Origin of the sequence: Roseomonas alba, from assembly GCF_019430885.1 — a bacterium.
GTDB classification, from domain to species: Bacteria; Pseudomonadota; Alphaproteobacteria; order Acetobacterales; family Acetobacteraceae; genus Neoroseomonas; species Neoroseomonas alba.
This window is the reverse complement of the sequence record NZ_JAHYBZ010000001.1, coordinates 226,566-238,919: the sequence shown is the minus strand read 5'-3', so window position 1 is coordinate 238,919 and position 12,354 is coordinate 226,566. Positions and strand designations below refer to the sequence as shown.

Here is a 12,354-nt window from a genome sequence, read left to right as displayed (position 1 = left end):
GTCGCAGCCAGGTCCTGCTCGCCCGCTGCTTGCGTGGCAGGCCAGACGAATGGGGTGGCCGGTGACCCCTCAGCGCCGGCCGTGCGCGGGAGCCACCATGCCATAGGACGCCCTCGATGACATGGGCACAGTATGCGACGCCGAGTTGCTTCGGGATGGTCAGCAGCAGCGCCGTCTCGGGCTTCGGTGGCCTGGGGCGCGCTGATGCCATGCCGCTGGAACGCCTCCCGCGCAGCGTCAATCCACGGGCAGGAAGATGAACACCACGGCGCCGACCAGGCAGCCCATGGCGGCGAAATAGGTCCAGCGGAGCTGTTCGCCCAGGAAGGCGACGCTGAAGACGGCGAAGACGCCGAGAGTGATGACCTCCTGCAGGACCTTCAACTGCTGGCCGGTGAAGGTGCCATAGCCGATGCGGTTCGCGGGAACGGCCAGGCAATATTCGAAGAAGGCGATACCCCAGCTGACCAGCACGGCCAGCCACAGCGGCCAGCTCGGTGCCTTCAGGTGGCCATACCAGGCGAAGGTCATCAGGATGTTGCTGCCGACCAGCAGCAGCGGGGTCAGCCACGTGGCGTGGACGGTCATGGCGCTCTCGATTGGTGTGGTGGCACTCAGCCCGCAGCGGGCTGCGGCTGGGGCGGAACGGTGGTTGCGCGGGACGGGCCGGTCGTGTCGCGCGTCTCCGGCATCAGGATGAGGTAGCCGACGAAGCCCAGAGCGGCGATGGAGCCAAGCGTGGCGAAGGCGGCGCCGTATCCCGCGCCGACGACGACCCAGCCGGCGAGGCTCGCACTCATCGCCGCACCGATGCCCTGGGCGGTGGCGACAGCGCCCTGGCTGACATTGAACCGGCCGGTGCCGCGCGTGAGATCCGCGATGACGATGGGGAACAACGCGCCGAAGACGCCCGCGCCGACGCCGTCCAGCAATTGCACCGACAGCAGCCACCACGGGTTGTCGGAGAGGGTGTAGAGGACGCCACGCAGCGCAAGCACACCGAAGGCGAGCAGAAAGAGCGGCTTGCGTCCCCATGCGTCAGCTTTCGCGCCGGCCAGCATGGCGACCGGCACCATCACGCATTGGGCCGCGACGATGCAGGCCGCGATCAGCGATGTCGCGTGATCCTTGCCGACGATATGCGTCAGCTTCTGGCCTACGGTCGGCAGCATCGCCGCGTTCGCCAGATGGAAGCAGGCCATCAGCCCGGCGAAGACCAGCAGCGGGCCGGATGTCAGCAGCGTCTGCCAAGCGGAAGGCTCATCCTCCGCCTGACCGGCATCATGATGCGAAAGGCCGCGCGCCACATCGTCATCGATCGCCGCGGCGGGGATCAATAGCATCGCGCCGATGCTCGCCACCGCAAGCGCCGCCATGATCCAGAACACCACGATCGGCCCGAACAGGATGGCCGTGCCCGCCGCGAGCGCGGCAGAGGCCGCATTGCCGGCATGGTTGAAGGCCTCGTTGCGGCCAACCCGCCGGGCGAAGGCCTTCGGCCCGACGATGCCGAGGGTGATGGCGGCCAGCGCCGGCGGAAACACGGCGCCGGCGACGCCCGCCAGGGATTGCGTGGCAGCGATGACGTAGAAATTCCCGATGAAGGGCAGAGTGACGCAGGCGAGCGTCACGGCTACGGCCGCGGCGATGACCACGGCACGCTTGTGGCGGGTGCGGTCGATCAGTGCCCCCGCCGGGGTCTGCGCGAGCAGCCCCGTGCCGGCGGCCAGCGTGATGACCATGCCAATGGTCGCCTCGTTCCATCCCTGGTCCGGCCCGCGGACGGCAAGCAGGTAGATGGCGAGGTAGGGGCCAAGCCCATCCCGAACATCCGCCAGGAAGAAATTGAGCGTGTCGAGCGCGCGATCGTGACGACGCATCGGCCGGCCTCCTGCGTCAGCCTCGCGGCGGACGCGGCGGGTGGGGCGGCGACATGTCGCGCGGGCCAGGCCCGGCGATCTCGGTCAGCCGATCCATCGAGGGCCCCGCGAAGCGCGCTTCAATCACGCGGCCGAACACCGTCGTCCGGCCCTCGCCGCGCACCGCAAGGGTCGCGCCGGGGCGGAGCAGTTCGGCCATCTGCACCGCGGCGTGGGGAGGCACGCGAACCGTGGTGCCATCGACCAGGATCGCACCGTTCACCTCGCCGCGCCGGCCGCGCAGCACCGTCTGCACGGGGCCGCTCGCCCCCACCGTCACCTCCCCGCCATGCGGGCCGCCGCCGGCATCGACCACCTCGGCGCCGGTGGCGTCGTTACGCACCGAGACAGCGGCGACCAGCGGCACGCCGATCGCCAGTAGGCCGCGCACCGTCACTGCGTCGCCTGGGCGGGCGGCGAAGACCAGTTCGCTGCCGAGATGCGACGGCAGCTGCACCTGCGTGCCGTCCTGCAGGATCAACCCATCCACCTCACCGCGCGGACCGAGGCTATATCGGGCGACGACGCCGTGCGTTTGCGGCAGTTGCGCAGTGTCGAACATGATGCCGGGCGCTCGCGTGGGACCCGGTGGCACGGGCTGGCCGAAAGCTGTGACCTGCGTCAGCAGGGTCAGCGCGGCGATCGCCGCGGGGCCGACGGCGCGCCGGAAGGGAGGCGACATGGCGAGATCTCCTCTGCGGTCCGTGATGGACCTGCCCAGGGGAGAGCAGCCTCCGTGCCAGCACCGATGAAAAGGAATATCAATCGCTTACGGGGTAGGTATCACCGCTCGCCGTCGGGATTCCGGACATCCGGCGTCGTCTCCTCGGACGCCACCAGGCCATGCTGGCGCAGCTTCGCATAGAGCAGCTGGCGGTGGATCCCGAGCCGTCGGGCCGCCTCCGTCCGATTGCCCCCGCTGTCGCGCAGCGCGCGCTCGATCATCGCGCGTTCCAGCCGCGCCACGGCCTCCGCGAGGTCGCCGGAGAGCCAGTCGGCCGATGGCCCGGGCGCCGCCGGCCCGAACACCCCGAGTTCGGCGGCACCGATCACCGCTGCGCGACTCAGCGCCGCGGCCCGTTCCATCGCGTTGCGGAGTTCCCGTGCATTGCCCGGCCAGTCATGCGCCAGCAACCGGGCCGCCGCATCGGCGCCGAGCCGTTTGCCGCCCGGCAGCCGCGCGAGGAAATGCTCGGCCAGCGGCACCACATCGGCTGGCCGCTCGCGCAGCGGGGCCAAGTGGATCGGCACCACGGCCAGGCGGTAGTACAGGTCCTCGCGGAAGGCGCCCTCGCGCACCCGCGCGGGCAGGTCGCGATGGGTCGCGGCGACCAGGCGCACATCGACCCGCACCGGCCTGCCGCCCAGCGGCGTCACCTCCCTCTCCTGCACGACGCGCAGGATCTTCGCCTGGGTGACGAGGCCCATGTCGCCGATCTCATCGAGGAACAGGGTGCCACCTGCCGCGTCGCGGAAGGCGCCGCGCCGATCGGCGATGGCGCCGGTGAAGGCCCCGCGGGCATGGCCGAACAGCTCGCTCTCCAGCAGCTCGGACGGGATGGCGGCGCAGTTCACGGCGACGAAGGGGCCGGCCGCGCGCCGCCCGAAGCGGTGCAGCGCACGCGCCACCACTTCCTTGCCCGTGCCGGTCTCCCCGGTGATCAGCACTGTTGCGTCGCCATCGGCGATCAGGCCGATCGTCTTCTGCACGGCGCGCATCTCCGCGCTGGCGCCGACGAGGTCATCGGCATCGGCCGGGGCCGGCCCCGCCGCCGGCATCGCGGGTTTGGGCGCTCGCAGCATCCGGGCGACGAGTTCGGCGAGTTCGGCACGCCCGACCGGCTTGGTCAGATGGTCGAAGGCGCCACCGCGCATGGCCTCGATGGTGTTGGCGGCGGAGGCATAGGCCGTCAGGATCGCCACTGGCGGCGCGCCGGGCCGCGCGCGCAATTGGCGCAGCGCGCCCAGCCCGTCGAGCGCGCCCGGCATCCGCAGATCCAGCAGGATCGCGTCCGGACGCTCCCGCACCGCCGTCGCTACGGCCGTGGCGCCGTCCGCCGCCTCCAGCACGCGATGGCCGAGATCGGTGAGGGTCTCCACAAGACCGTCACGCACCGCGTCATCGTCATCGGCGATCAGGATGGTGGCCATGCCTACTCCGGCTGCGGCAAGTCGAGTTCGACGGTGGTGCCATCCGGGCGATGCACCAGGCGAGCCTCGCCGCCATGCGCCCTGGCTACCTCCCGCACCAGCGCCAGGCCAAGCCCCGTGCCGTCCGCGCGGCTGGTCACGAAAGGCTCGAAGACCTGGTCCCGAAGTTCGGCTGGAATGCCCTGTCCGGTGTCGGCGACGGCGAGCAGAAGCGAGTGGTCTTGCCGCACCGCCGACAGCGTCACGCGCCCCCCGCGGGGCGTCGCATCAAGGGCGTTGAGCACCAGATTGTTCAGCGCGCCCTCGATGCCGGAGGCGTCGAGCAGCGCCACGGCCGGCACGCCCGCTGCCACCTCCAGCGTGATGCCGGCCTCGGTCGCCTGTTCGTGGAACAGGGCGATGCGCCCGGCGAGCAGGAGCGGCAGGTCCACCGGTGTGCCGGTGGGCGGCGCAGCGCCCCGCGCCACGTCGAGCAGCCCGCGCGCCACGCGTTCCAGCCGCGCGACCTGACCGAGCACCGCCTCCAGCGCGCGGGCCATCCGCTCCGGGTCGCGCACGGCCAGCGCGTTTTCAGCCTTGAGACGCATGGCGGCCATGGGGTTGCGCACCTCATGCGCGACGCCGGCGGCGACACGGCCCAGCCCGGCCAGGCGCTCGGCCTCCGCAGCACGCTCAGCCGCGGCGACGGCGGCACGGTGCGCTTCGGCAGCACGCTCGGCAGCGCCGTTCACCGCCAGCAACATTCGGTCGAGATCACGTTGTCCGGTCATCTCCAGCTGCGGCAACGCGGTGCCGGCGGGATCTCCCAGGGCGGCCTCGATGCGCCGGAGTTGCCGGGACCAGTTCCACAGCAGCCAGCCGAGCCAACCCGCTGACCCCAGCAGGACGACGGTGAGCACCGCTACCGCCGCGGCGGCGCGCAGATACGCTGTCCCGCCGAACAGGATCACGCGCTGCATCACCCAGGCCGCCATGCCGGGTTCCGGCGCATCCAGGGGACAGGCGCGCAGCAGCAGCGTCTCCGATCGTCCGTCGAACCGTCGCGAGATCGGCCGATCGGCCTCGATGGCTGCTTCCGCCGCCTGTCGGATGCGCGGCAGTTCCGCGGCCGGCAGATCCGTCTTCGGTTCGGCTCCTTCATAGGACGGGAAGGCGTAGGCGAGCGCTCCGCTCCCGCTGCGCCAGAGCCCGCCCTCGACCCCGGGCAAGTCGCGCAGGGCCAGCATCGTCCCGGCGGCGAGCATCTGCGCAATCGCCGCATCCGCCCAGTCGAGCCGGCGGCCGCCGGCGGTGGCAAAGTCGAATCGCCCAGCGATGGCGTCGCAGCCTCGACTCAGTGCGAGTTCGGCGCGCCGCAGCCGTTCGCCGGTGCTGTCGCGATAGAGGGAGATCAGCGCCGCCCCGGCAACCAGCGCAGCCCCTAGGAACAGGCCCCAGCATATGGCGAACCAGCCTGCGAGCGACCGCGGCATCAGGCGGCGGAGCACTCCTCCCCAATCCTTGCTCGGATGCACGGCGCGAGACGGATCCGATCCTGGCATCATGGGTGTAACCTGCGTGACCCGCCGGGGTGCGGCAATCCAAATGCTAAGGCTAAGAACCCTTCGTGGCTTGCCCTCTACGGTGAACCGTTCGACTCGGGAGCAGGCGATATGCCCGCACCCCGGCCATCTTGATGTCGAAGCCCTGGCCCGGACCGTCGCCTACGAAACCTCAAGGCGACCAAGCCGCCAATCGCGCACCAGGGCCGCCGCCGCGCGTGCGGTAATTCGCGCGGCACGCAGCGTGTCAGCCACGATTTCGCATGTCGCCGCAACAGTCGGCGTGCCGCGGTGCTGGAAGGCTCGACCTGGCTCTGTCCAGAATGCCCTTCCCGCCGCCAGGGCGCGACATGCGGGATGGAATGCAAGATGGGCTATTGCCCGCTCCGCAAGCAGCATGTCGAACACTGTGCACCGCGCATGCGGCGGAAACGTATAGAGGGTGGGCAGAATGCTCGCGAGTCACGGACCCCTGCATAGCAGAGCAGGACCATCCGGCACGAGCAGGCGGTCATGCCGATCAGACCCGGATCGCGTGCAGCGCTGCAATGCCACAACCGGAGCCGGCAACGGAGCCTGGACTGCTGAGTGCGCCCCTGTTCGAACTGAAGCGAGGCACCCGGCCCCTACAGGACGCACCGCAGCCAGGACACGATGAAGTCGCAGGCCTTCTGGCCGGCGGCCTCCTGCATGATGTTGTGGCCCGTATCCGGCAGTACGAGCGCCGTGCCGCCATACAGCTTCGCCAATTGATGTGCGGACGGCACGTCAGTCGCATCCTCGGCCCCCGACAGGGCCAGCACCGGACATCCGATCAACGTCGCATCGACCACGGCGCGGCCACCCGACGTGTTCAACGCGCCCGGCGATTCCGGCACCAGCTTCGCCACGATGCCGGCCACGACCTCGGCTGGCGCGCTGTGGAAGTATCTCTGGCGGGCTTCCTCCGGCGTGCGGATCACCAGGCGATCCGCCGGCAGCAAGCCCCGTCGCGTGCCCAGCGCCGCCGGCCCGGCGCTCGAGACCAGCACCAGGGCAGCGCAATCGAGGGTTTGCGCGGCGAGCTGGGCGGCAATACCGCCCAAGCTGTGGCCGATCAGGACCGGCCGCACCACGCCAAGCGCCTCGCAGGCCCGGATGATGTCGTCCCGGTAATCGTCCACCGTCAGGGCGCAGAACTCTGCCGGTGGCATCGGCCAGGAATCGCCATGGCCCCGCAGCGACAGGGCATGCACGGCAAAGCCGCTCCTGGCGCAGGATTGCATCCAGGATTCGAAGGCCCACCAATCATGGCAGCCCCCATGAACCATGATCAGCGTGCCTTCGGCATCGGTGCCGGGGAAGACGCTCCTGACGCTGAGACGGTCGATCTTCCGGAGCGTCGGCGTCATGTCTTGGGAACCGGCCACGACGTCACTCGAAGGCGATGTTCGCCTGGCGGATGAACTCCGACCAGAACGTGTTCTGTGCCGCGACGTATTGCCTGAATGCGTCGCCGACCATGCACTCCGTCATGAAGCCGTTCTGCGCCAGCCTCTCGCCGAAGGCGGTCGACTTCTGCATGTCGGAGGCAGCCTGCACGAGCCGATCGCGGACCTCCGGCGGCAAGCCCGCCGGTGCGAACAGCCCCATCCAGGAGGAGATGTCGAAATCCGGAACGCCCTGTTCCTGGATGGTGGGAATGTCGGACACGCTCGGCCAGCGGCTGCTGGAGGTGACCCCAAGGGCGATCAGCCTGCGATCCGCCACATGGGGCAGCAGTTCGGGCAGGTTGCCGAAGGAGAGATGGATTTGCCCGCCGAGCAGGTCCGACAACATCGGAGCGCTACCCCGATAGGGGATGTGGACCATATCGGTGCCCGTGCGGAGCTTGAAGAGCTCGGCCGACAGATGCGGCGTCCCGCCCGAGCCCGAGGACCCGTAGCTCAGCTTGCCGGGGTTCGCCTTCGCATAGGCGATAAGCTCCTGAACCGAGTTCACCCGAAGCGACGGATGGACGACCAGCAGGTTCGTGAGCTTACCGGTGTGGGCAATCGGCTCGAAATCCGTGAGCGGCTTGTAGGGCAGGTTCGGCTGCAGCGCGGCCGCGATGGCGTGCGTCGAGATGTTGCCGAGCACGAGCGTGTAGCCATCGGGCCGGGCACGGGCGACCTGGCCTGACCCCAGCACGCCCGCGGCGCCCGAGACGTTCTCGACCACGATCGTACCCTTGAGCTGCTCGCCCAGAAGCTGCGACACGACGCGGCCGCTGATGTCGGTGGTGCCGCCGGGCGGAAACGGAACGACAAGCCGGATCGGCCGGTCGGGAAACGTGCCCGCGGCAAGGCCTCGCCTGGACCAGGCCACAGATGCGGATGCCATGGTCCCGATCAGGGTCCGTCGATTGATCCTCATGGATGTAGTCTCCCCAAGTCTATGTAAGCGGTCTGTTTTCAGCGGCTGAACGCGTCGGGTGTTCCCGCCCCTTCAGGAACGGTGCCGGAGCGACGTCGGCGTCACACACGGTCAGGCATCGGCGCGTACCGCCGCCGCGGCGGCCCGCACCACGCCGGACGCCTTGAGCCGCGCCAGTTCGGCTTCACCCAGCACGCCGCCGAGGATCTCGTCATTGTGCTCGCCAAGGCACGGTGCCGGGCGGGCCAGGACGCCCGGCGTCGCGGACAGACGCGGCACCATGCCGTGCATCGGCACGACGCCGCCGGGCATGTCCGCATCCGGCACCTCGATCAGCGCCTCGCGCTCGGCGACATAGTCGTCCTGCAGCAGATCGGCCGCGTCCATGATCGGCCCGATGGTGACGCCGGCGGCATCGAAATGCGCCAGCACCTCCGCCTTGTCGCGCGCGCCGATGAAGGCGCCGATGATCGCGTCCAGCTCCTGCCAATGCTGCAGCCGGTCGGGATTGGTGCGGAAGCGCGGGTCCTCGATCAATTCGGGTCGGTCGATCGCGCGCAGCAGCTTCTCCGTCATGCCCTGGGTCGAGGAGGACAGGCACACCCAGCTGTCGTCGCGGCAGCGATAGGCGTTGCGCGGCGCGGTGTTGGTGCTGCGGCTGCCGGTGCGGCGCTTGGTCTGGCCGGTCAGGCGGTAATTCGCCACCTGCGGGTCCATCACCGCGAGCATCGGATCAATCAGCGACAGATCAATGACCTGGCCCTGGCCGGTGGCCTCGGCATGGCGCAGGGCGATGGTGGCGGATGCCGCGCCGTAGATGCCGGCGTAGCAGTCGCCCATGAACATCGGCGGCAGCACCGGCTCGCGATCCGCGAAGCCGTTGACGGCGGCGAAGCCGGAATAGCCCTCGACCAGCGTGCCGAAGCCCGGCTTGTGGCGGTAGGGCCCGTCCTGCCCCCAGCCGCTGATGCGCACGATGACCAGCGCCGGATTGATCGCGAGCAGCACCTCCGGCGCCAGCCCCATCCGTTCCAGCACGCCGGGGCGGAAGCTCTCCACGAAGATGGCGGCCTCACCGGCGAGCCGGCGCACGACCGCCTGCGCCTCTGGGTTCCGCAGGTCGAGGCAGATGCTCTTCTTGTTGCGGCACCAGCTCTTCCAGGCGGTCTCGACGCCCTTCACCTTCCAGGCCCGCAGCGTGTCGCCCTCGGGCGGCTCGACCTTCACCACCTCGGCGCCATGGTCGGCCAGCACCATGCCGAGGGTATTGCCGGCGACCAGCCGCGCCAGGTCGAGCACACGCACGCCCTCAAGCGCGCCCCGTGCCGCAGGATCAAACTGCTTCAAGTGGAGACGGGATCGTTGCTGGTCCATCCTCATTGCCCCGGCGATGGATGGGTCAGGCGATACAGCGCGCGATTCAGATCCTGGGCAACCGCATGCGGTATGTCGGCCTGGAGCATCCTTCCCCTTCCAGGCGCTGGGCGCCCTTTCGTCCTTTGCAGGCAGAAGATGGCGCGATGGGCGATCTCTGTATAATGCAATGATCGTATCGATTAATGAGATCTGATCATGCATTTGCCCATGGATGATGTGCAGGCTTTCGTCCAGGTAGCAGAGCTTGGGAGCTTTACCCGGGCCGCCGAGCGATTGGTGCTGACGCAAACCGCGTTGACGAGGCGCATCCAGCGGTTGGAGAGCTTCGTTGGCCTGCCATTGCTCGACCGCACGACGCGCCGTACCGGTCTGACCGCCGCGGGGCGCGACTTCCTGCCGCTCGCAAAACGCGTCGTTGAGGATCTGACCCAAGGATTGGAGCGGCTTCGCACCACGGCCAGGCTCGCTGCCGGCGATGTGACCCTGGCGACGATGCCGGCCGTGGCCTATCAGCGCCTGCCCGCCGTCCTGGCGAACTACGCCCGCCGCTACCCGGAAAACCGGGTCATGCTGCTCGAACGTTCGGGCGTCCTGGTGACCGAGGCGGTGCGGCGTGGCGACGCCGAGTTCGGCATCCACATCGCCCGTGAACCGCAGGACGAATTGGCGGAGGATCTGCTCTCGGCGGATCCCCTGGTGCTCGTCTGTCATCCCGAGCACCCCCTGGCCTCGCTTCCCGCCGTGCGGTGGGCGGATCTGCGAGAGATGGACCTCATCACCCTGGGCGGCAGCAGCGGCAATCGCGCTATCATCGAGGCTCAACTCGACCAAGCGGGAGGCGCTGGGTCGAGCCTGCCCCGGCGCGGCCGCTTTGTGGTCGAAAACACGCCGAGCGCCCTGGCGCTGGCGGCAACAGGGGTCGCCGCAGCGATCCTTGCGGCGAATATCGGGCAAGAATTGCTGACAACCAAATTGGTAGAAGTGCCCCTTGTCGAGCCTGTGCTGTACCGGAAGCTCAGCTTGGTGCGCCGCCGACGTGAAGCGCTGACGCCCGCGGCTCAGGCGCTCTACGACATGTTGAAGGTCCATTGATGTCGCAACGACCCTGGTGACGACTGGGAACACGGCGATCGCGGCGCCTGACGGCAGCTCCCTGTTCGGCACCCGATAGCTCTGGATCGAGAGAACGGGGATCGGGTCGCGCTGCTCGGAGCGAACGGCGCCGGCAAGACGCGGGTGATCGAACGACTGCGGGCAGCCTTCGCCAAGGCGCTTGCACCACGCCCCCGCCATCCGGATACCCGGCAGGCATGGCCCGCACCAAGATCGACGTCGCCAATGCCGCGCTGACGCTGCCCACCGCAGGCGCAGCGTGCTGGATCCGAGCAAGCCGGCCTGTATCCGACGCGTCAGGCCGCGGACTTGCCTGGAACGCCGTCGATGGGTGTTGAAGCCGCCCTTGCAGCAACGGCTGTCCCCTACTGACCTCGCGCCTGCCGATCGTCGAAGGCCGCGGGGAATGCGCCGGCGGGGTTGAACACCCTCCGAGGCTCAGTGTAGCTCATTCCCGGGTATCAGAGTGATCGAGGGGCCATCGAACTGGATGTGCGTGAACACGTGCGGCTCGCGTCCCTGGTGGCCAAGGGCGCTATCGCGTCCCTTCCTGGCAGGGCTCACTGCAACCACGCTCGCCTTGCCGGGTTGCCAGGCCTCGCTCAGCCCCTCTGTCCCGCTCTTCGGTGCCTATTTCCCCTCCTGGCTGATCTGCCTGGCGGGGGGGATCATCGGAGCGGTTGTCCTGCGCGTCCTCTTCATCAGGATCGGCCTCGATGAGGTGCTGCCGCTGCGACTGCTCGTCTATGCCTGCCTCGCGGCCGCCATCGGTCTTCTCCTCGCGCTTACGCTCTATGGGCGATAGGCGATGGCATCCTCGGCCTATTCGCGCCGCCGCAGCGTCCTCGGTTCGGTCGTCGCGGCGCTGATCGTCATCGGCGCCGGCGCCGCGGCCTGGCTCTACCTGCATCATGCCGAAAGCAACCCGCTCTCCGAGGATGCGGTGCTGACGGCCAACATCGTCCACGTCGCCTCCAGCGTGCCCGGGCGCATCGTCACCATGACGGTGACGGAGAATCAAAAGGTCGCGAGGGGCGACCTGCTCTTCGCCATCGATCCCGAGCCCTTCCGCCTTGCCGTCGAACAGGCGCGCGCAGATCTGCGCATCGCCGAAGCCGCCCGCGACGCGCAGCAGCGCACCATCAGCGCGGAGCAATCCAACGCCGCCATCGCCGCCGAGCAGGTGACACGCGCCCGGACCAACCTCGCCCTCGCCGAACAGACCCTGACGCGGCTGCTGCCGCTGCTCCGCCCTGGCTATGTCACGGCACAGCAGGTCGATGATGCCCGCACGGCGCGCGACGATGCCCGGACCAGCCTTACCCAGGCGACGCGGCAGGCGGAGGCGGCCACGAGCCTCGTCAGCACGCTCGATGCCTCGCAGGCGCTGGTGGATGCGCGGCGCGCGGCACTCGCCATCGCCGAGCGCAGTCTCGCCAATACCGAGATCCGTGCGCCGCATGACGGCCGCGTCGTCGGCCTCGCCGTCACCACCGGGGAGATCGTCGCGCCGGGGCAATCGGTCTTCACGCTGATCGACACCGGCAGCTGGTTCGCCAGCGCCTCCTTCCGCGAAACCGAGCTGCCCTCGATCGCCGTCGGGGACTGCGCGCAGGTCCGCGCCCTCGCCGACCGGTCGGTGCGCATTGCCGGCCGCGTGACGGGCATCGGCTGGGGCGTGATCTCCGAGGATGTGGTGAACCTGCCGCGCGGCCTGCCCTATGTGCCGAAATCGCTTAACTGGGTGCGCATCATCCAGCGCTTCCCGGTGCGCATCCGCCTCATCGACCCGCCTGAGGACCTCATGCGCATCGGCGCATCGGCGGTCGCGGTGGTCCATCGCGACGGGCAGTGCTGAC

Annotated in this window: 11 protein-coding genes; 3 read left to right on the top strand and 8 right to left on the bottom strand. The window is 69.2% G+C overall.

The window, feature by feature from the left end:
* Positions 1-237 precede the first annotated feature (237 nt).
* From KPL78_RS01105 to KPL78_RS01070, 8 genes are all read right to left on the bottom strand, one after another.
* On the bottom strand, positions 238-588 hold the full coding sequence (locus tag KPL78_RS01105) for a DMT family protein (RefSeq protein ID WP_219760800.1): 351 nt from the start codon (positions 586-588) through the stop codon (positions 238-240).
* 26 nt (positions 589-614) lie between these two features.
* Positions 615-1,880 (bottom strand): MFS transporter, encoded by a 1,266-nt coding sequence (locus tag KPL78_RS01100; RefSeq protein ID WP_219760799.1) that lies wholly within the window; start codon positions 1,878-1,880, stop codon positions 615-617.
* A gap of 16 nt (positions 1,881-1,896) precedes the next feature.
* Positions 1,897-2,601, bottom strand: a complete 705-nt coding sequence (locus KPL78_RS01095; RefSeq protein ID WP_219760798.1) for a hypothetical protein — start codon at positions 2,599-2,601, stop codon at positions 1,897-1,899.
* A gap of 101 nt (positions 2,602-2,702) precedes the next feature.
* Entirely contained in the window at positions 2,703-4,070 is a 1,368-nt protein-coding gene (locus KPL78_RS01090; RefSeq protein WP_219760797.1) for a sigma-54-dependent transcriptional regulator, read from the bottom strand.
* Positions 4,071-4,072: 2 nt separating this feature from the next.
* On the bottom strand, positions 4,073-5,557 hold the full coding sequence (locus KPL78_RS30700; RefSeq protein ID WP_219760796.1) for a sensor histidine kinase: 1,485 nt from the start codon (positions 5,555-5,557) through the stop codon (positions 4,073-4,075).
* Between the two features lie 680 nt (positions 5,558-6,237).
* Positions 6,238-7,002, bottom strand: coding sequence for an alpha/beta hydrolase (locus KPL78_RS01080; RefSeq protein ID WP_219760795.1), 765 nt, complete (start codon positions 7,000-7,002; stop codon positions 6,238-6,240).
* Positions 7,003-7,024: 22 nt separating this feature from the next.
* Positions 7,025-7,972: a Bug family tripartite tricarboxylate transporter substrate binding protein gene (locus KPL78_RS01075; RefSeq protein WP_219760794.1), complete on the bottom strand. Its 948-nt coding sequence runs from the start codon at positions 7,970-7,972 to the stop codon at positions 7,025-7,027.
* Positions 7,973-8,116: 144 nt separating this feature from the next.
* The gene (locus KPL78_RS01070) at positions 8,117-9,352 is read right to left on the bottom strand and encodes a CaiB/BaiF CoA transferase family protein (RefSeq protein WP_255568497.1); all 1,236 of its coding nucleotides are present in this window, start codon (positions 9,350-9,352) and stop codon (positions 8,117-8,119) included.
* 225 nt (positions 9,353-9,577) lie between these two features.
* On the opposite strand from KPL78_RS01070, the gene KPL78_RS01065 reads away from it, so the two are divergent.
* The 3 genes from KPL78_RS01065 to mdtN all read left to right on the top strand — a co-directional run bounded on the left by KPL78_RS01065 (position 9,578) and on the right by mdtN (position 12,353).
* Positions 9,578-10,474: a LysR family transcriptional regulator gene (locus tag KPL78_RS01065; protein WP_219760792.1), complete on the top strand. Its 897-nt coding sequence runs from the start codon at positions 9,578-9,580 to the stop codon at positions 10,472-10,474.
* Positions 10,475-10,991: 517 nt separating this feature from the next.
* Positions 10,992-11,300, top strand: a complete 309-nt coding sequence (locus KPL78_RS01060; protein ID WP_219760791.1) for a YtcA family lipoprotein — start codon at positions 10,992-10,994, stop codon at positions 11,298-11,300.
* 3 nt (positions 11,301-11,303) lie between these two features.
* Positions 11,304-12,353: a multidrug transporter subunit MdtN gene (mdtN, locus tag KPL78_RS01055; protein ID WP_219760790.1), complete on the top strand. Its 1,050-nt coding sequence runs from the start codon at positions 11,304-11,306 to the stop codon at positions 12,351-12,353.
* Position 12,354: the final 1 nt, after the last annotated feature.